This window comes from Streptomyces albospinus (genome assembly GCF_014648695.1).
Taxonomy (GTDB): Bacteria; Actinomycetota; Actinomycetes; order Streptomycetales; family Streptomycetaceae; genus Streptomyces; species Streptomyces albospinus.
This window is the reverse complement of the sequence record NZ_BMRP01000062.1, coordinates 1-19542: the sequence shown is the minus strand read 5'-3', so window position 1 is coordinate 19542 and position 19542 is coordinate 1. Positions and strand designations below refer to the sequence as shown.

The following is a 19542-nucleotide window of genomic DNA, read 5'->3' as shown; positions in this document are numbered from 1 at the left end:
ATGCCCCTCACCGCGTACGACCTCACGGGCCGCACCGCGATCGTCACCGGCGCGGCCGGGGGCATCGGCCGCGCCTGCGCCGTCCTCCTCGCCGAGGCCGGCGCCACCGTCCACTGCGCGGACCTCGACGAGCGGGGAGTCCAGGACACCGCGGCGGCCGTCACCGCATCCGGCGGCGCCGCGCACGCCCACCGCGTCGACGTCACCCGGCGCGACCAGGTCGCCGCCGTCGTCGACGCCGCCCGCTCGTCCGGCCGCCTGGACATACTGGCCGCGGTCGCCGGAATCATGCACTCCGCCCCCGTCCTGGACACCGACGAAGCAGACCTGGACCGGGTCTGGAACACCAACTTCAAGGGCGTCCTGCACAGCTGCCGGGAAGCGGCCCGCGCCATGATCGCCACCGGCACCCGGGGCAGCATCATCACCATGGCCTCCGGCGCCATCGACACCGGCGCCCCCGGGCTCCTCTGCTACGGCGTCGCCAAGGCCGCCGTCGTCCAGCTCACCAAGACCCTGGCCACCGAAGTCGGCCGGCACGGCATCCGCGTCAACGCAGTCGCCCCGGGCTGGATCCGTACGCCGATGACCGACCGCCACACCGCCGAGGCCCGGCAGCAGGCCGAGGCACCGATGGTCCGGATGTCCCCGCTGGGCCGGGTCGGCGAGCCCGGCGAGATCGCCCATGCCGTGCTCCACCTGGCATCGGACGCCTCGTCGTTCACGACCGGCCAGATCCTCCGCCCCAACGGCGGTGTCGCCATGCCCTGGTGACCTTCCCCCAGCTCGCCCCCGCGCGCCACTTCGCCCCCTCGCGCCGCCCCGCCCACGGCACGCAGTGCACCGGCAGCAGACTGAGCCCCCAGCCGCCCGTCACCACGGCCCCTTCCACCGGTCCCGAGGACTGCGGCCACAGCGCCAGCCGGACCGCCGCCCACCACCACAGCCCCCCCACGAGGGCCGTGGATATCCAGCGGCCCGGCGCGGACCACGGCCCCCGCCCGCCCGGCCTGCGGGCCGGACCCCGCTCGCCCGGGCCACGCGCCACGAAGTCGCGCCACGCCATGCCTGCCTCCTCGGGGGCCGACGTTAGACGGGCCCGCGGCCCGGCGGCAGAGCGCACCGTCACACGCCCGGCGCGCACACCGTGCCGCGAGCCCGGGGGCGCACGACCTTGCCCACAGTGGGCAAGGTCAGTGGGCCTCCGCCTGGAACATCCAGTGATGCTTCTCCAGGTCGGCCGTGAGCCCGATGAGAATGTCCTGGCTGACCGGGTCGGGATCGGCGGTGGCGGTGATCCGCTCCCGCATCCGCCCGATGACCGCGCCGAGCGCGTCCACCAGCGTCCGTACCGCGTCGCCGTCCTTGATCCAGCCGTCCCCGACCTCCCGGACGCCGCTGGTCTTGGCTACCGTGGCGGACCGGCCGTCCGGCGGCACCCCGATCGCCGAGGCCCGCTCGGCCACCGTGTCCGCGTGCTGCCGCGCGACGTCGACGACCTCGTCGAGCTGGAGATGGACGGGGCGGAAGCGCGGTCCGACGACGTTCCAGTGCACCTGCTTGGCGACGAGGCCGAGGTCCACCAGGTCGACCAGGGCTCCCTGGAGGGCGTTCCCGACGACGGCGCGGGCTTCATCGGAGAGGGTGCTCGTGACGACAGACATCCAGCGACTCCTTTTCAGGCGCATTCAAGGGTATTCAGGCGAATGTTCCGAAAAAAACCGATTTAGCCCATCGTACGGGCCAAGCCGCTGCTCCGAGCAGCCCAGCGGGTCCGCCCGGGCACCCGGCCGCTCCCCGCCCGGACAGCACGGAGCCCCGGCGGGCTGCTGCCCGCCGGGGCTCCGATCACGTACGAACGTGCGGTGTCAGGCCGCGACGACATCCACGACGTCGGCCGGGGGCTTGATGGTCACGCGCTCCTCGGGCACACCGGCCAGGGACGTGACGGACACCGAATTGAGCTTCGGCCGCACCGGTGCCGGCACCGTGTCACTCGCGGCTGCGGACGCTGCCAGCTCGGCGAGTGCCAGCTCGTCGCTGACCTCTCGCATGAGCTCGGACATGCGCACATCCAGTGCGTCACAGATCGCCGAGAGCAGTTCGGAGGACGCCTCCTTCTGGCCCCTCTCGACCTCGGACAAATAGCCGAGCGACACCCGGGCGGAGGACGAGACCTCGCGCAGGGTGCGGCCTTGGCGCTGACGCTGTCGGCGCAGCACATCACCCAGCAGGCGACGAAGCAGAATCATCGCTGGCTCCCTCCTCGGACCTCGGATCCGGATCCTTCTCGCCCCACCGTACCGCCTCGGGCCGTACCCGTGCCGGGAGCCAGTACGTGTTCACTCAGGGCTGCAAACATCCATTCCCCCCGTGTTGTTCCGTATCCTGTGCCCGCGCATTTTCTGTGAGTTCGCTCAACAGCAGCGCAAGCACGGCTTGGACACTGTCACGACGGATCCGGTCGCGATCCCCCGCAAGTGCCAGCCGTCGCACCTCTCCGTCACCGTCCGGTCCCTGGACGGCTACGTACACCGTGCCCACGGGCTGTCCGTCCTGGGGCTCGGGCCCGGCGACGCCCGTGGTGGCGATGCCCCAGTCGGCGCCGAGCACCCGCCGCACCCCGCGCGCCATCTGCCGCGCGACCTCGCCGTCCACGGCCCCGCGCGCGGCCAGCAGCGCACCGTCCACGCCCAGCAGCTCCCGCTTGAGCTCGGTGGCGTACGCGGTCACCGAGCCGCGCAGCACCCGCGACGCCCCGGGCACCGCGGTCAGCTCGCCGGCGACCAGTCCGCCGGTCAGCGATTCGGCCACGGCCAGGCTCTGCCGCCGCCCGGCGAGCACCTCCAGCGCCCCGGCCGCCGCAGAACCCGGCCCGCTCACCGCGCGGTGTTCCTCTCGGAGCTCTCGGCCCGCTCCGCCCGCTCCCTGGCCAGCCCGGCCCGGCGCAGCACCACGGCCTGCCGTACGTAGTCGAGCCCGGTGACGACCGTCAGCGCCACGGCCACCGCCATCACCCACCAGCGGAACGTCGCGAGTGGACCGGTCAGCACCAGGACGTACATGCCGACGGCCGTGCCCTGCGCCAATGTCTTGATCTTGCCGCCGCGACTGGCCGGAATCACACCGTGCTTGATCACCCAGAACCGCATCAGCGTGATGCCGAGCTCCCGGAAGAGGATCACGCCCGTGACCCACCAGGACAGGTCACCCAGCACCGAGAGGCAGATCAGCGCCGCCCCCATGATCGCCTTGTCCGCGATCGGGTCGGCGATCTTGCCGAAGTCCGTGACCAGGTTGTACGTGCGCGCCAGATGCCCGTCGAAGACATCGGTGATCATGGCGACGGCGAACGCCGCCCAGGCGAACACGCGCCAGACCGGGTTCGCGCCGCCGTCGTGCACCAGCAGCAGGACGAACGCCGGGACCAGCAGCAGCCGCAGCATCGTCAGGACGTTGGCGATGTTCCACAGCCCGGCCTGCCGGACGGCCGGCGCGGTGCGCGGCCCCCCGGCGGCGGAAGCCGAGGCTCCGCTCATCTGCCCGCCTCCTCGGTACACCCTGTACCGTCCACCGACAGCACCTCCGCCACGAGGTCCACACCCTCGCTCGCGACCACCTTTGCTTCGACCATACGACCGGGCAGCAGGTCCCGGCCGCCCGTGAGCAGCGTGACCCCGTCGGTCTCCGGCGCCTGGTGCGCGGCCCGCCCGACGACGCCGTCGTCCTCGTCGTCGATCCGGTCCACCAGCACCCGGACCGTCTCGCCGACCCGCTCGGCCGCCCGCTGCGCGGTCAGCTCCTCGGCCAGCCGGGACACCCGGGACAGCCGCTCGGCGACCTCGTCCGGGTCGACCTTGTCCTCGTAGGAGGCGGCCTCGGTGCCGTCCTCGTCGGAGTAGCCGAAGACGCCGATGGCGTCCAGCCGGGCCTCGCCCAGGAACCGCTCCAGCTCCGCCAGGTCGCTCTCGGACTCACCGGGGAAGCCGACGATGAAGTTGGACCGGGCCCCGGCCTGCGGCGCCTTCGTGCGGATCGTCTCCAGCAGCTCCAGGAAGCGGTCGGTGTCGCCGAACCGGCGCATCGCGCGCAGCACCCCGGGCGCCGAGTGCTGGAAGGACAGGTCGAAGTAGGGCGCCACCTTGTCGGTGCCGGTCAGCACGTCGATCAGGCCGGGCCGCATCTCGGCGGGCTGGAGGTAGCTGACCCGGATCCGCTCGATGCCGTCGACCGCGGCCAGCTCCGGCAGCAGCGTCTCCAGCAGCCGGATGTCGCCGAGGTCCTTGCCGTACGAGGTGTTGTTCTCGGAGACCAGCATGACCTCCTTGACGCCCTGCTCGGCCAGCCAGCGGGTCTCACCGAGCACGTCGGAGGGCCTGCGGGAGATGAACGAGCCGCGGAAGGAGGGGATCGCGCAGAACGAGCAGCGCCGGTCGCAGCCCGAGGCCAGCTTCACCGAGGCGACCGGCTCGTTGCCCAGCCTGCGGCGCAGCGGCGCCCGCGGCCCGGACACCGGTGCGACGCCCTCGGGCAGGTCCTGCGGCGGGACCGCCGGCTCCTCGGCACCGGACTGGGCGTGGCCGGGCAGTGCGACCCCGGCGGCGTCCTGGCGCTCGGCCGGGCTGATCGGCAGCAGCTTGCGGCGGTCGCGCGGGGTGTGCGCGGCGTGGATACCACCGCTGAGGATCGTCTGGAGCCGGTCGGAGATGTTGCTGTAGTCGTCGAAGCCGAGCACGCCGTCCGCCTCCGGCAGCGCCTCGGCGAGCTCCTTGCCGTACCGCTCGGCCATGCAGCCGACGGCGACGACGGCCTGGGTCCGGCCGCCACGTCCTTCAGAGGCCGCAGCCTTGAGATCGTTGGCTTCCAGCAGGGCGTCGACGGAGTCCTTCTTGGCGGCTTCGACGAAGCCGCAGGTGTTGACGACGGCCACATCCGCGTCGGCGGCTTCCTCGACGAGCTCCCAGCCGTCCGCTGCCAAGCGGCCTGCGAGCTCCTCCGAGTCCACCTCGTTACGGGCGCAGCCAAGAGTGACAAGGGCGACGGTACGGCGTTCGGGCATAGGGCTCAGCCTACTTCGTCCCGGCCGCCCCTATGGCGCGCAGGTCTCCGCCGCCGGCCCCGGACGCCCGGGCCGTGCGGCGGACACCCCCGCGAGCGGTCGGTCTCAGCCCGCCTGCGGGTCTCCCGGTGTGTAGCTCAGACGCTCCACGGAGCCCTCGTCGCCGACCTTCTTGACCTCCTTGCCGTTGACGTACAGCTGTACGGCCCCGGCATTGCCTACGACAAGATCGATCCGCTTCTTGTCGGTGAGCGTCTTCGACTCGCCCTGCTTGAGCAGCCCGTCCTGCAGGAGGTTGCCGTCGGCGTCCTTGGCGGAGATCCAGCTCTGGCCGTCCTTGGCGGTCACCTTGATCGTGACCTGGTCCTTGGGCAGTCCGGCGATGGCGCTGTCGGACGGTGCCGGGCGGGGCGCCGCGGGCTTGGGCTGGGCCGGGTGGATGGTGCGCGAGGGGCCCGGCTTGTCGGCCTTGGCGGTGTCGGCCGCGATCGGGCCGCCGCCCTGCTTGCCGCCGCCGCTGAAGAGCGTGAAGCCGACGAAGCCGACGACGGCGACGATTGCCGCGACCATCGCGGCGGTCCAGTTGGGGCGCCGCGGCTCCGAGCGGATCCGTTCCGCCTCGAAGAGCGGGGCGGCGGCCGTCGGCGCGGGCCGGCCACCGTGCTCGGCGTCGTAGCGTGCGATCAGGGGTTGGGGGTCGAGAGAGACGGCGCGGGCGAGCGTTCGAATGTGTCCGCGTGCGTAGACGTCCCCACCGCAGCGCGAGAAGTCGTCCTCCTCGATCGCGTGCACGATGGGGATCCGCACCCGTGTCGTCGTACTGACCTCTTCAACGGTCAGTCCCAGTCCGATACGGGCCTGCTGGAGGGCTCGACCGACCGAAGGCCGGTCCTGGCCGGCGGACGGCCGGTCCTCTTCGGGGGGACCGGCGGAAGGCCGGTCGTCTTCGGGGGAGTTGCCGATGGACACGGGGGCGCCTTTCGAGCGTGTAGCCACCTGCTGGAAGTTCAGTCTAGGGGTGGAGCGAAAGGGTCGGGCAAGCGGGAGAGCCGGGTTTGTACGCCATCAGAACGCCCTGTCGCACTGGCCCGGGGCCGGAGGATGAAGCATCGTTCCCACGCCTCCCTCAACTTGACGTATCGGCAGAAGAAACGGTTGCCTACCGCCACTTACGGGGGACACCGTACGTGCGTGCTACTCGCTAGCCTCCCCGCGGATGACCGCCAGCACTCCGTCCAATTCATCCGGCTTCACCAGCACATCGCGCGCCTTGGAGCCCTCGCTCGGGCCGACGATGTTCCGCGACTCCATCAGGTCCATCAGCCGCCCGGCCTTGGCGAAACCCACCCGCAGTTTGCGCTGGAGCATCGACGTCGACCCGAACTGGGTGGACACCACCAGCTCCGCGGCCTGGCACAGCAGATCGAGGTCGTCGCCGATGTCCTCGTCGATCTCCTTCTTCTTCGCGCTGCCGACGGTGACGTCGTCCCGGAAGACCGGCGCCATCTGGTCCTTGCAGTGCTGGACGATGACGGACACCTCGGCCTCGGTGACGAACGCGCCCTGCATCCGCACCGGCTTGTTGGCGCCCATCGGCAGGAACAGCCCGTCGCCCTTGCCGATCAGCTTCTCGGCGCCCGGCTGGTCGAGGATGACCCGGCTGTCCGCGAGCGAGGACGTCGCGAACGCCAGCCGGGACGGCACGTTCGCCTTGATCAGACCGGTCACGACATCGACGGACGGGCGCTGGGTGGCCAGCACCAGATGGATACCGGCCGCGCGCGCCAGCTGGGTGATGCGGACGATGGAGTCCTCCACGTCGCGCGGCGCCACCATCATCAGGTCGGCCAGCTCGTCCACGATCACCAGCAGGTACGGATACGGCGCCAGCTCCCGCTCGCTGCCCGCGGGCGGGCTGACCTTGCCGTTGCGCACCGCCTCGTTGAAGTCGTCGATGTGCCGGTAGCCGTACGCGGCGAGATCGTCGTAGCGCAGATCCATCTCGCGCACCACCCACTGGAGCGCCTCGGCGGCCCGCTTGGGGTTGGTGATGATCGGCGTGATCAGGTGCGGGATGCCCTCGTAGGCGGTCAGCTCGACCCGCTTGGGGTCGACCAGCACCATCCGCACGTCCTCCGGCGTGGCCCGCACCATGACCGAGGTGATCAGGCAGTTGATGCAGGAGGACTTGCCGGAACCGGTCGCACCGGCGACGAGGATGTGCGGCATCTTCGCCATGTTGGCCATGACGTAGCCGCCCTCGACGTCCTTGCCGAGCGCCACCAGCATCGGGTGCTCGTCGCCCGCCGCGTCGGCCAGCCGCAGCACGTCGCCGAGGTTGACCATCTCGCGGTCGGTGTTGGGGATCTCGATGCCGACCGCGGACTTGCCGGGGATCGGGCTGATGATCCGGACGTCCGGACTGGCCACCGCGTACGCGATGTTCTTCGCCAGCGCGGTGATCTTCTCGACCTTGACGGCCGGGCCGAGCTCGACCTCGTAGCGGGTGACCGTCGGGCCCCGGGTGAAGCCGGTGACCGAGGCGTCGACCTTGAATTCCTGGAAGACGTTGGTCAGCGCGGCCACTATCGCGTCGTTCGCGGCGCTGCGGGTCTTGCCGGGGCCGCCCCGGGACAGCAGGTCCAGGGACGGCAGGGAGTATGTGATGTCGCCGGAGAGCTGGAGCTGTTCGGCGCGCGGCGGCAGATCGCCGGACGGCTCCGGCGCGGCCTTGGTGAAGTCCACCGCCGGTGCCTTGGTGAGGTCCGGTACGGACCGCGCCGGCGGCACCGAGCCGCTCTCCTCCCCGGTGTCCGCACCGCGCTCCCGGCGCTCCCCGGAGATCCCGCTGCTGAGGTCCGCGACCAGCGGCGAGGGCTGGACGCCGTGCAGCACCGCGCCGTCCAGCGCGGCGGCGGCAGCGGCGGCGACATCCACCGCGTCCGGCTCCCGCTCGGCGGGCTGTGCGCCGGCCCGGCGCGGGCGGCGCCGGGCCAGCGCCGCCTCCTCCATGACGTCCGGGTCCGGCGAGCCGGCCGCGGCACCGCGCCGCGGCTTGCGGGCCGGCTGCTCGCGCCACTCCTCGGCGTACTCCGCCGGCTCCTCGCCGTACGGTTCGTCCCCGCCCTCCGCGGTCTCCAGCACGCCCAGCCGGACGGCGACCGCCTTCAGCCGCTGCGGAATGGCGTTCACCGGCGTCGCGGTCACCACCAGCAGCCCGAAGACGGTCAGCAGCACCAGCAGCGCCACCGCCAGTGTCTGCCCGACGGTGAAGATCAGCGGTTTGGACGCGGCCCAGCCGACATAGCCGCCGGCGTCCTGTATGGCGGCGAGCCCGTCGCCCCGCCCCGGGGACCCGCAGGCCATCGCGACCTGCCCGAGCACGCCGATGACCAGCGCCGACAGCCCGATGACGATCCGGCCGTTGGCCTCCGGCCGCTCGGGATGGCGGATGAGCCGCACGGCGATACCGCCGAGCAGGATCGGTACGACCAGGTCGAGCCGCCCGAAGGCGCCGGTCACCAGCAGCTCGACGAGATGGCCGACCGGCCCGGAGAGGTTGGACCACGTACCGGCCGCGATGACCAGCGCCAGCCCGAGCAGCAGCAGCGCCAGCCCGTCCTTGCGGTGTGCCGGATCGAGGTTCTTCGCACCGCGCCCGAAACCGCGGAACACCGCCCCGACACCGTGTGCGGCACCGAGCCAGCAGGCGCGGGCGAGGCGGTAGACACCGCCGGTCGGCGACGGCGCCGGCTTCGGCGCGGCCTTCTTGGCGGGCGCCCTCCTGGCCGGGGCCTTCTTCGCCGCCGCGGTCTTCTTGGCCGGCGGCTTCTTCGCGGGTGCCTTCTTGGCGGCGGTCTTCTTCGCGGCGCCCCCGGACTGTCCGGCGCGCGGCTTCGAGGGGCCCGCCGTGCGCTGGGTTCCCTTGCCGGACGTACGTGAGGCCATGGCGACGAGGTTACAGGCGCCGACCGGCGCGGCACGAGCGCACGGCGCTTCACCCATTCGTGTCGCGCGCCGGTCTCCTGAAGGGCCGTCAGCGCGCGTCCGTACGGACCGTCAGCCCGCCGCCGCCCCCGAGCCCGGCTCCAGCGCGTCCAGAGCCCGGCGCAGGCCGGTCAGCTTGCGCTCCAGGTGCGCGGCGGTGGCCACCGCCGCGGCGTCCGCGGTCTCGTCCAGCTGTTTGGAGAGCGCCTCGGCCTGCTCCTCGACGGCCGCCAGCCGCGCGGAGAGCTCGGCGAGCAGCCCCGCGGACTCCTTGGCGTCGCCGACGCTCTGCCGACCGCCCTCCAGCTGGAGCCTCAGCAGCGAAGCCTGCTCGCGGAGTTGGCAGTTCTTCATGTACAGCTCGACGAAGACCGAGACCTTGGCGCGCAGCACCCACGGGTCGAACGGCTTGGAGATGTAGTCGACCGCGCCGGCCGCATAGCCGCGGAAGGTGTGGTGCGGACCGTGGTTGATGGCCGTGAGGAAGATGATCGGGATGTCCCGGGTGCGCTCCCGCCGCTTGATGTGCGCCGCGGTCTCGAAGCCGTCCATTCCCGGCATCTGCACATCGAGCAGAATCACCGCGAAGTCGTCGGTGAGCAGTGCTTTGAGCGCTTCCTCCCCGGACGATGCCCGCACCAGTGTCTGATCGAGCGCAGAGAGGATCGCCTCCAGCGCCAGCAGATTCTCCGGCCGGTCATCGACCAGGAGGATCTTGGCCTTCTGCACCATGGCCCGTCCTCCTCGCCCCGGCATCGAACCGGACGCCACCCCAGGGGACGACTCCGTCACGCCGCCCGTCCTTGTGCCGGTCATGGTAGCTGCACCCCGCCTGTCGCCACACCCTGTCACCGCGATGTCACTGTGCACTTAGCAGAAACGCAGCGAGAGACGAGAAGGTTCCCCGAATCCCGCCGTTCCACACGTCTACGGCCACACTGAGTCAGCAACGCGATGATCCTCTTCCGGCTCCATACTGGACGCCCCGTCACCTCGCGCGCATCCATTGCTCCATGACCGACAACAGATGATCGGTATCCACCGGCTTGGTCACATAGTCGGAAGCCCCGGAGTCGATGCTCTTCTCCCGGTCGCCCTTCATCGCCTTCGCGGTCAGCGCGATGATCGGCAGCCCGGCGAACTGCGGCATCCGCCGGATCGCGGCAGTCGTCGCGTAGCCGTCCATCTCCGGCATCATGATGTCCATCAGGACCAGCACGATGTCGTCGTGCTGCTCCAGCACCTCGATGCCCTCCCGGCCGTTCTCCGCGTACAGCACCGACAGCCCGTGCTGCTCCAGGACGCTGGTGAGCGCGAAGACGTTGCGGATGTCGTCGTCGACGATCAGCACCTTCTCGCCGTGGAAGCCGCCGTCGAAGCCCGGGTCGACCAGGTCCTGGCCGTTGCCGAGCCAGGGCTCCTCGGCGGGCTGCCGATCGGGCTGCGGCGCCGCCTGGTGCGGTTGCTGCGCCGCGGACGAGGGCTGGCCGGGCAGCGCGAACCGCCGGGGCGTACCGGAGACCGCCCGGCGCCGCCGCCTGCCCAGGCTGCCGCCGGGTCCCCGGTCGCGCTGCGGCTCCTCGCTCTCCTGTCCCCCGGCCTCGGTCTCCCGCGCCTCCGCGTCCATCGCCAGTCCCCCGGCGACCAACTGCGGGTAGCCCTGCGGCGGCAGCCCGCCCGGGTTGTGCGGCAGGTACAGCGTGAAGGTGGAGCCGCGGTTGGGCTCGCTCTGGGCGTGGATCTCGCCGCCCAGCAGCCGGGCGATCTCCCGGCTGATGGACAGCCCCAGGCCGGTACCGCCGTACTTGCGGCTGGTGGTGCCGTCCGCCTGCTTGAACGCCTCGAAGATGACCCGCATCTTGCTGGACGCGATACCGATGCCGGTGTCGGTCACCGAGAACGCGATCATGTCGGCGTCCGGGTCGCGCAGCGAGCCGTGCTCCAGCAACTGCTCGCGGATGGCCACCGGGACGTCCGCACCGGCCGGCCGGATCACCAGCTCGACGGCGCCGCTGTCGGTGAACTTCACCGCGTTGGACAGCAGGTTGCGCAGCACCTGGAGGAGCCGCTGCTCGTCGGTGTGCAGCGTGGCGGGCAGCTCCGGGGAGACCCGTACGGAGAAGTCGAGCCCCTTCTCGGCGGTCAGCGGCCGGAAGGTCGCCTCGACGTAGTCGACGAGCTGGACCAGCGCGATCCGGGTCGGGCTGACGTCCATCTTGCCGGCCTCGACCTTGGACAGGTCGAGGATGTCGTTGATCAGCTGGAGCAGGTCGGAGCCGGCGCCGTGGATGGTCTCGGAGAACTCCACCTGCTTCGGGGAGAGGTTCCCCTCGGCGTTGTCGGCCAGCAGCTTGGCGAGGATCAGCAGCGAGTTCAGCGGCGTCCGCAGCTCGTGCGACATGTTCGCCAGGAACTCCGACTTGTAGCGCATCGAGACCGCGAGCTGCTCGGCGCGCTCCTCCAGGACCTGCCGCGCCTCCTCGATCTCGGTGTTCTTCACCTCGATGTCGCGGTTCTGCGCCCGCAGTTGCTCGGCCTTCTCCTCCAGTTCGGAGTTGGACAGCTCCAGCGCCTTCTGCCGGCTCTCCAACTCCGCCGAGCGCTCGCGCAGTTGCTCGGTCAGCTCCTGCGACTGCTTGAGCAGCACCTCGGTCTTGGTGTTGACCGAGATGGTGTTGACGCTGGTCGCGATCATCTCGGCGATCTGGCTGAGGAAGTCCTTCTGGATCTGGGTGAACGGCTGGAACGACGCCAGCTCGATCACACCGAGCACCTTGTCCTCGAAGAGCACCGGCAGCACGATGATGTTCGCCGGCGGCGCCTCCCCGAGACCCGAGGCGATCTTGAGGTACCCGGACGGCACGTTCTCCACCAGGATGGTCCGGCCCTCCTCCGCCGCCGTCCCGATCAGCGTCTCGCCGGGCTTGAACGTCGTCGGCATCCCGCCCATGGCATAGCCGTACGAGCCCATCAGCCGCAGCTCGTACGCGCCCGGCTCGCCGCCGTCCGCGCCGATCTCCCGGGTGTCGGGCTGCGCCGCGAGGAAGAACGCGCCGTGCTGCGCCGAGACCGCCGGCGACAGCTCGCTCATGATGAGGGTGGCGACGTCCTTGAGGTCGCGGCGGCCCTGCATCAGACCGGAGATGCGGGCCAAGTTGCCCTTGAGCCAGTCCTGTTCCTCGTTGGCGAGGGTGGTCTCCCGGAGCGTGGAGATCATGGTGTTGACGTTGTCCTGGAGTTCCAGGATCTCGCCGGCCGCGTCCACATCGATCCGGACGTTGTGGTCGCCGAGGGTCACGGCCGCGGCGACCGCGGCGATGGCGCGCACCTGACGTGTCAGGTTGCCGGCCATCTCGTTCACCGACTCCGTCAGGTCCTTCCAGGTGCCGGCCACGCCCCGCACCTGCGCCTGACCGCCCAGCTGGCCCTCCGTACCCACCTCGCGGGCCACCCTGGTGACCTGCTCGGCGAACGAGGACAGCTGGTCGACCATGGTGTTGATGGTGGTCTTCAGCGCCAGGATCTCGCCCCGCGCGTCCACGTCGATCTTCTTGGTGAGATCGCCCTTGGCGACCGCGGTGGTGACCATCGCGATGTTGCGGACCTGGCCGGTGAGGTTGTTGGCCATGGAGTTCACCGACTCGGTGAGGTCCTTCCACGTACCGGCGACGCCGGGGACGCGGGCCTGGCCGCCCAGGATGCCGTCGGTGCCCACCTCACGGGCCACGCGGGTGACCTCGTCGGCGAACGACGAGAGTGTGGTGACCATGGTGTTGACGGTGTCGGCGAGCTGCGCGACCTCGCCGCGCGCCTCGACCGTGACCTTCTTCGTCAGATCTCCGTTGGCGACCGCCGCCGAGACCTGCGAGATGTTCCGCACCTGGATGGTCAGGTTGTTGGCCATCAGGTTGACGTTGTCGCTGAGGTCCTTCCAGATGCCGGTGACGCCCGGAACCCGTGCCTGGCCGCCCAGTTGGCCTTCCGTGCCGACCTCGCGGGCCACCCGCGTCACCTGCTCCGCGAACAGCGACAGCTGGTCGACCATCGTGTTCACGGTGGTGACGAGTTCGAGGATCTCGCCCTTGGCGTCGACGGTGATCTTCTTGGAGAGGTCACCGCGGGCGACCGCCGTGGTCACCTCGCCGATGTTGCGCACCTGCGATGTCAGGTTGTTCGCCATGAAGTTGACGGACTGCGTGAGGTCCTTCCACGTACCGCTGACGCCCTGCACCTCGGCCTGGCCGCCCAGGATGCCCTCGGTGCCCACCTCGCGGGCGACCCGGGTGACCTGCTCCGCGAAGGACGAGAGCTGGTCGACCATGGTGTTCAGGGTGTTCTTCAGCTCCAGGATCTCGCCCCGGGCGTCCACGTCGATCTTCTGCGACAGGTCGCCGCGCGCGACCGCGGTCGCGACCTGGGCGATGTTGCGGACCTGGGCGGTCAGGTTGCCGGCCATGCCGTTCACCGAGTCGGTCAGATCGCGCCACACGCCGGCGACGCCGGGCACCTGCGCCTGACCGCCCAGCCGGCCGTCCGTACCGACCTCCCGGGCCACCCGGGTCACCTGCTCGGCGAAGGCGGACAGCTGATCGACCATCGTGTTGATGGTGCTCTTCAGCTCCAGGATCTCGCCGCGCGCATCGACGTCGATCTTCTGCGACAGGTCACCGCGCGCCACCGCCGTCGTCACCTGGGCGATCTGCCGCACCTGCGAGGTGAGGTTGCCCGCCATGAAGTTGACGGAGTCGGTGAGTTCCTTCCACGTACCGCTGACGCCGTCCACCCGCGCCTGACCGCCCAGCCGGCCCTCGGTGCCCACGTCCCTGGCCATGCGCGTGACCTGGTCCGCGAACGACGACAGCTGGTCCACCATGGTGTTCACGGTGTTCTTCAGCTGGAGCATCTCGCCGGAGACGTCGACGGTGACCTTCTGCGACAGGTCGCCGTTGGCGACCGCCGTGGTCACCTGCGCGATGTTGCGGACCTGCCCGGTCAGGTTCCGGAAGGCGGTGTTGACGGAGTCCGTCAGGTCCTTCCACGTACCCGCCGCGCCGGGCACCGCCGCCTGGCCGCCCAGCTCGCCCTCGACGCCGATCTCCCGCGCCACCCGCGTGACTTCGGCACCGAACGAGGAGAGCTGGTCCACCATCGTGTTGACGGTGTTCTTCAACTCCAGCATCTCACCGGCCACATCGACGGTGACCTTCTGCGACAGGTCGCCGTTGGCGACCGCCGTGGTCACCTGCGCGATGTCCCGCACCTGCCCGGTGAGGTTGCGGAAGGCGTTGTTCACCGAGTCGGTGAGGTCCTTCCACGTACCCGCCGCGCCCGGCACCTGCGCCTGACCGCCCAGCAGGCCCTCGGCGCCGACCTCGTTGGCGACCCGCGTCACTTCGTCCGCGAAGGTGCGCAGCGTCTCGGTCATCGTGTTGATGGTGTCGGCCAGCTGCGCCACCTCGCCGCGCGCGCTGACCGTGACCTTCTGGGACAGGTCGCCGTTCGCGACGGCGGTGGTGACCTGGGCGATCCCCCGCACCTGCGCGGTGAGGTTGCCGGCCATCAGGTTGACCGAGTCGGTCAGGTCCTTCCACACGCCGGCCACGCCGGGGACCTGCGCCTGGCCGCCGAGCTCGCCCTCCGTGCCGACCTCACGGGCCACCCGGGTCACCTCGGAGGCGAACGAGGAGAGCTGGTCGACCATCGTGTTGACGGTGTTCTTCAGTTCGAGCATCTCGCCGGCGACATGGACCGTCACCTTGCGCGACAGATCGCCCTTGGCCACCGCCGTGGTGACGAGAGCAATGTCACGTACCTGCGCCGTCAGCCGGGAAGCCATCGTATTGACGGATTCCGTCAGGTCCTTCCACGAACCCGACATTCCGCGCACCCGCGCCTGGCCGCCGAGCTTGCCCTCCGTGCCGACCTCGCTGGCCACCCGTGTGACCTCGTCGGTGAAGGCCGAGAGCTGGTCCACGAGCCCGTTGACCGTCCGGCCGACCTTCAGGAATTCACCCCGCAGGGGATGCTCCGAAGAACTGTCCGAACTGCGCGACCGCAGATCCATCCGCTGTTCCAGGTCGCCCTCGGACACCGCCGACAGCACCCGCCCCACCTCGGACACCGGCCGGACGAGGTCGTCCACCAGCGCGTTCGAGGCGTCGATCGCCGCGGCCCAGGAGCCCTCGGCCGCGCCGACCTCCAGCCGCTCCGTGAGCTTCCCCTCACGCCCCACGACACGCCGTACCCGGGCCAGCTCACCCGTCAGATGCAGATTGCGGTCCGCGACCTCGTTGAAGACCGCCGCGATCTCCGACATGACGCCGTCGCCGGAAACCGTGAGCCGCTTGCGGAAGTTCCCGTCCCGCATGGCGACGAGCGCGACCAACAGCCGATTCAGCGCAGCCGTATCGACCTCGGTCGTCCCATTACTCCGGGATCGTCCGCCTTTCGCGCGCGTGCTTGCGCCCCGCGCCGCTACGCCAGACTCCACCGTGTCCCTCCCGCAGGGTCGACCGTTGTCTCCGGGCACTCTCTTCATGCTTGCCCAGTGTTTCACCATGGCTCAACCAGGCCATAACAGTTCGGCAGCATCGCACACCGTCGCGATGCACGATTGGGGCGAAAGACACGTGACCGGCATCCCCGGGCCCGGCGAAGGTAAGTAACCTGGCATCCGGCTGTCCACCCGCCCCGACCATCCCGACCGGGCGGTGGTGCGAGCACGACAGGTATTCGGAGGGGCACCGCGACCATGGGGGAGCAGATCACCGACACACGCATGAGGAGACCAGTGATCACCGCGCGGGCCGCCGCCACCTTCGAGCCGGTCGGGCGCTCCGTCGCCACTGCCCGTGCGTTCGTCAGGGACACTCTCCAGGGTTGGGGCTGCGCCGACATCGTCGACGACGCCGTGGTCCTCACCAGTGAACTGGTCACCAATGCCGTGGTGCATGCCGGCACCGCCGCCGATGTGCTGTGCCTGCGCACCGACGGCGGCGTACGCATCTCTGTCGCCGACCGCTACCCCGAACGTGAGATTCCACTCCAGAGCGCCGGCCAGACCATGGTCCACCCCGACCGCGAGGGCGGTCGCGGCCTGCTGCTGTGCGGCGCGCTGGCCGCCCGCTGGGGCGTGGAGTACACCGCCGCCCAGAAGCACGTCTGGTTCCACCTCGAACTCCCCGAGCGCCCGGCCGGCACCCGCGCGGCCGGCCCCGCCCTCCCTGTGGACGCCCTCCCGGTCGCCGACACGCGGGTCCGCGTCGCGGTGATCCAGATCGACCGCGGCGGCTGCGTCAGCTTCTGGAACGAGGACGCCCAGGACCTCTTCGCGTACGACGCCGAACAGGTCATCGGCAAGCCCCTCACCGACTTCGCCGCCTGGCCGCACACCCCCGGCACCGGCACCGGCATCGCCGAGGCACTCCAGCTCTCCCGCTGGGAGGGCTCCTACGGCATAAGGGGTGCCGACGGCCGGGTCATCCCCGTCTACGCCTCCCACCTGCGGGTGCGCGACGCCGACGGCGAGGCGTCCACCGTCTGCCTCCTGGTCCGCGACCACGAACGCGCCATCCTCCAGAGCCCGCAGCGCACCCCCGCCGCCGACGCCGCCGCCCCGCCCGAGGGCCGCCCCTCCGACCCGTTCGAGGTCTTCATCGGCTCCCCGGCCCCGGACGACCTCGACGGGCTGCTCCAACGCACCGTCGAGCGCGCCCGCGACATGCTCGACGGCGACGCCGCCTACCTCCTCCTGGCCACCGACGACGAGACCGAGCTGGAGGTCCGCGCCTCGACCGGCCTGCCCTCCGCCCGCCAGCGGTTCGCCCGCGTCCCCGTGGAAGCCGGATCCGGACGCTACGGCTCCGCCCGGATGCCCGCCGTCCACGAAGACCTCACCGCCGTCCCCGGCGCCGTCCCGCTCCTCTCCGGTACGGGCATGCGCTCGGTCGTCACCGTCCCCCTCAAGGTCGAGGGCCGGCTCACCGGTTCGCTGGGCGTCGCCGCCGAGAGCCCCTCCCGCTACACCAACGAAGAGGCGCTGCGCCTCCAGTTCGCCGCCGACCGCATCGCCCTCGCCGTCGAACGCGCCCGCCTCACCGAACTGGAGAAGCTGCGCCGCGGCTCCCTGTCCTTCCTCGTCGAGGCGTCCGACCTCCTGGCCGGCACCCTCGACCGCGACCAGACCCTGGCCCTGATGGCCCAGATGACGGTCCCCACCCTCGCCACCTGGTGCGCCGTCTACACCGTCGCCGACCAGGCATCGGAACCGGAACTTTCCTACGTCCTCCATGAGGACGAGGACCGCATCGACGGCCTCAAGACCCTGCTGATGAAGGTCGATCCGCCCGAGCCGGTGCCCACCCCCGGCGCCCGCGTCTGGACCGCCCCCGCCGACGCCGCCCACGACGCCGCGCTGCGGACGTCCCTGCGCAGCCTCGGCCTGGAGGAGTCCGCCCGCCCGTCCACGGGCCCCGGCGCCACCCTCGCCACCGCCTCCGCCGTCGGCGGCGAGACCGTCGTCCTCCCCCTCGTCGCCCGCAACCGCGTGATCGGCATGCTCACCCTCGGCAAGCCCACCGAGGAGCACTTCCGCCAGGAGATCCTCGAACTCGCCGAGGACCTGTCCCGCCGCGCCGCCCTCGCCCTGGACAACGCCCGCCTGTACAGCGAGCGCACCGCCATCAGCCAGTCCCTCCAGCGCAGCCTGCTGCCCCCGGAACTCCCCGACATCCCCGGCGTCGAGGTCGAGGTCATCTACCGCGCGGCCGGCGAGGGCAACGAGGTCGGCGGCGACTTCTACGACCTCTTCCCGATCCGCGACGGCGCCTACGGCTTCGCCATCGGCGACGTCTGCGGTACGGGCCCGGAGGCCGCCGCCGTCACCGGCCTGGCCCGGCACGCGCTCCGCCTCCTCGCCCGCGAGGGCTTCGGCGGCCCCGCCGTCCTGGAACGCCTGAACGCCGCCATCCTCGACGAGGGCGCCCGCAGCCGCTTCCTGACGCTCCTGTACGGCGAGCTGTGGCCCCAGGACGACGGCAGCGCCGTCCTCAAGGTCGTCTGCGCCGGCCACCCCCTCCCGCTCCGCCTCCGCCAGGACGGCACCGTCGAGCCGGCCGCCGAACCCCAGCCCCTCCTCGGCGTCCTGGACGACCTCGAACTGTACGAACAGACCGTCACCCTCGACCCCGGCGATGTCCTGCTGTGTGTCACCGACGGCGTCACCGAACGCCGCGAGGGCACCCGCATGCTCGGCGACGACGGCCTCACCGACGTCCTGACGACGTGTACGGGCCTGACCGCCGGCGCGGTGGCCGCCCGCGTACTGCGCGCCGTCGAGCGCTTCGCCGCCGAACCGGCCTCCGACGACATGGCCATCCTCGCCATGCGCGTCCCCGAAATCCCCGTCAACTAGCCCCGCCGGGGGCGGAGATACCTCTCCGCCCCCACCACTCCCCCACCCACACCCCACATACGAAAAAGTCCCCCACCATCCGGTGGGGGACTTTCCCTTTCCTGAGCCCCAATACGGAATCGAACCGTAGACCTTCTCCTTACCATGGAGACGCTCTGCCGACTGAGCTATTGGGGCGCGGCAACGAGATAAATAGTACCCCAACTCCCCGCCACCTCCGAACCGTCCACCCGCTCCGGCTAGAAAGCCGGCTGAAGCAATCCCCCCAGCGCATTGCACGCCCCCACCATCCGATGGAGCTCCCGCCGCGTCATGGCAGCATGCAGCGGCAGCGCCAGGGTCTCGTCCACGGCCCGCTCGGTCTGCGGCAGAAACACATCCCGCCGCAGCCCCGGCATCCGGTAAACCGGCGCCTGCACGGGCACCTTGCAGGCGACTCCCTTGGCCCGCAACGCCCGTGCGAACGCATCCCGGTCCGGCCGCCCGTTCCCCGGCACCCGCACCACATACTGCTGGTAGGTGTGCCCCGCCCCCGGCGCCGGCGTCACCACCCCGTTCAGCTTCCCGTCGAGATACGTGGCGTGCGCCCGCCGCTGCTCCACCCCGTCCGGCCCTGCCCCGGGCTCGTCCTCGACCACCACCAACAGCCCGTACCGCCGGCCGACTTCGCGCATCCACGCGGCTTCCGCCCGCCGCCCGAACCGGTGTACCGCCACCACCGCGGCCGTCTGCCCGGTCACCACATCCGACACGGCCGCCGGATCGAGGCAGTAGCTCTCGGCATCCACATCGGCGAACACCGGTATCGCCCCCAACTCCACCACGGCCTGGGCGACTTCGGCGTTGCCGTAGGCCGGCACCACCACCTCGTCACCTGCACGGACACCGGCCGACCTGAGCGTTCCCACTGTCCCCATGCCGCGGAGCATGTCCAGGTGAGTTGAACGCCACGTTACGCCCATCACCTCACCACCCGAACAAAAAAGCTCCGGCCCCTGAACCAGAAGGTTCAGGGGCCGGAGCTGAATGATTGTTCGGCGGCGTCCTACTCTCCCACAGGGTCCCCCCTGCAGTACCATCGGCG

The 19542-nt window shown here is 70.8% G+C and carries 12 protein-coding genes and 1 tRNA gene; 2 read left to right on the top strand and 11 right to left on the bottom strand.

Going from position 1 to position 19542, the window contains the following annotated elements; translation table 11 throughout:
- Complete coding sequence (locus tag IEZ17_RS37775) at positions 1-774, top strand: SDR family NAD(P)-dependent oxidoreductase (protein WP_189308153.1); 774 nt, start codon at positions 1-3, stop codon at positions 772-774.
- A gap of 419 nt (positions 775-1193) precedes the next feature.
- Here the strand turns inward: IEZ17_RS37775 and IEZ17_RS37770 are convergent, their stop codons facing one another.
- From IEZ17_RS37770 to IEZ17_RS37730, 9 genes are all read right to left on the bottom strand, one after another.
- Positions 1194-1664 carry a Dps family protein gene (locus IEZ17_RS37770; RefSeq protein WP_189308152.1) on the bottom strand — a complete coding sequence of 157 codons (471 nt, stop codon included), beginning with the start codon at positions 1662-1664 and terminating at the stop codon, positions 1194-1196.
- 204 nt (positions 1665-1868) lie between these two features.
- Positions 1869-2252, bottom strand: a complete 384-nt coding sequence (locus IEZ17_RS37765) for a helix-turn-helix domain-containing protein (RefSeq protein ID WP_189308151.1) — start codon at positions 2250-2252, stop codon at positions 1869-1871.
- A 94-nt stretch (positions 2253-2346) separates the two neighbouring features.
- Entirely contained in the window at positions 2347-2883 is a 537-nt protein-coding gene (locus tag IEZ17_RS37760; protein WP_189308150.1) for a CinA family protein, read from the bottom strand.
- Positions 2880-3539 carry a CDP-diacylglycerol--glycerol-3-phosphate 3-phosphatidyltransferase gene (pgsA, locus tag IEZ17_RS37755; RefSeq protein ID WP_189308149.1) on the bottom strand — a complete coding sequence of 220 codons (660 nt, stop codon included), beginning with the start codon at positions 3537-3539 and terminating at the stop codon, positions 2880-2882. The genes IEZ17_RS37760 and pgsA overlap by 4 nt, the downstream gene beginning before the upstream one ends.
- Positions 3536-5059 carry a 30S ribosomal protein S12 methylthiotransferase RimO gene (rimO, locus tag IEZ17_RS37750; RefSeq protein ID WP_189308148.1) on the bottom strand — a complete coding sequence of 508 codons (1524 nt, stop codon included), beginning with the start codon at positions 5057-5059 and terminating at the stop codon, positions 3536-3538. The genes pgsA and rimO overlap by 4 nt, the downstream gene beginning before the upstream one ends.
- A gap of 105 nt (positions 5060-5164) precedes the next feature.
- Positions 5165-6028, bottom strand: coding sequence for a helix-turn-helix domain-containing protein (locus tag IEZ17_RS37745; RefSeq protein ID WP_229853024.1), 864 nt, complete (start codon positions 6026-6028; stop codon positions 5165-5167).
- A gap of 225 nt (positions 6029-6253) precedes the next feature.
- The gene (locus IEZ17_RS37740) at positions 6254-9007 is read right to left on the bottom strand and encodes a DNA translocase FtsK (RefSeq protein WP_189308146.1); all 2754 of its coding nucleotides are present in this window, start codon (positions 9005-9007) and stop codon (positions 6254-6256) included.
- 111 nt (positions 9008-9118) lie between these two features.
- Positions 9119-9778 (bottom strand): response regulator, encoded by a 660-nt coding sequence (locus IEZ17_RS37735; protein ID WP_189308145.1) that lies wholly within the window; start codon positions 9776-9778, stop codon positions 9119-9121.
- A gap of 256 nt (positions 9779-10034) precedes the next feature.
- On the bottom strand, positions 10035-15536 hold the full coding sequence (locus tag IEZ17_RS37730) for a HAMP domain-containing protein (RefSeq protein ID WP_189308144.1): 5502 nt from the start codon (positions 15534-15536) through the stop codon (positions 10035-10037).
- A gap of 261 nt (positions 15537-15797) precedes the next feature.
- On the opposite strand from IEZ17_RS37730, the gene IEZ17_RS37725 reads away from it, so the two are divergent.
- Positions 15798-18458 carry a SpoIIE family protein phosphatase gene (locus IEZ17_RS37725; protein ID WP_373300064.1) on the top strand — a complete coding sequence of 887 codons (2661 nt, stop codon included), beginning with the start codon at positions 15798-15800 and terminating at the stop codon, positions 18456-18458.
- 104 nt (positions 18459-18562) lie between these two features.
- Here IEZ17_RS37725 and IEZ17_RS37720 read toward each other — a convergent pair.
- Both IEZ17_RS37720 and IEZ17_RS37715 read right to left on the bottom strand, forming a co-directional pair.
- Positions 18563-18635 (bottom strand) — tRNA-Thr (locus IEZ17_RS37720).
- 62 nt (positions 18636-18697) lie between these two features.
- Positions 18698-19375 carry a DegT/DnrJ/EryC1/StrS family aminotransferase gene (locus tag IEZ17_RS37715; protein ID WP_189308143.1) on the bottom strand — a complete coding sequence of 226 codons (678 nt, stop codon included), beginning with the start codon at positions 19373-19375 and terminating at the stop codon, positions 18698-18700.
- Positions 19376-19542: the final 167 nt, after the last annotated feature.

Bases quoted from the DNA above. Each gene is read 5' to 3' on its own strand.
- IEZ17_RS37740 (WP_189308146.1), bottom strand. From the start codon at position 9,007: ATGGCCTCACGTACGTCCGGCAAGGGAACCCAGCGCACGGCGGGCCCC.
- IEZ17_RS37775 (WP_189308153.1), top strand. From the start codon at position 1: ATGCCCCTCACCGCGTACGACCTCACGGGCCGCACCGCGATCGTCACC.
- IEZ17_RS37715 (WP_189308143.1), bottom strand. From the start codon at position 19,375: ATGGGGACAGTGGGAACGCTCAGGTCGGCCGGTGTCCGTGCAGGTGAC.
- rimO (WP_189308148.1), bottom strand. From the start codon at position 5,059: ATGCCCGAACGCCGTACCGTCGCCCTTGTCACTCTTGGCTGCGCCCGT.
- IEZ17_RS37770 (WP_189308152.1), bottom strand. From the start codon at position 1,664: ATGTCTGTCGTCACGAGCACCCTCTCCGATGAAGCCCGCGCCGTCGTC.
- IEZ17_RS37725 (WP_373300064.1), top strand. From the start codon at position 15,798: ATGGGGGAGCAGATCACCGACACACGCATGAGGAGACCAGTGATCACC.
- IEZ17_RS37735 (WP_189308145.1), bottom strand. From the start codon at position 9,778: ATGGTGCAGAAGGCCAAGATCCTCCTGGTCGATGACCGGCCGGAGAAT.
- pgsA (WP_189308149.1), bottom strand. From the start codon at position 3,539: ATGAGCGGAGCCTCGGCTTCCGCCGCCGGGGGGCCGCGCACCGCGCCG.
- IEZ17_RS37765 (WP_189308151.1), bottom strand. From the start codon at position 2,252: ATGATTCTGCTTCGTCGCCTGCTGGGTGATGTGCTGCGCCGACAGCGT.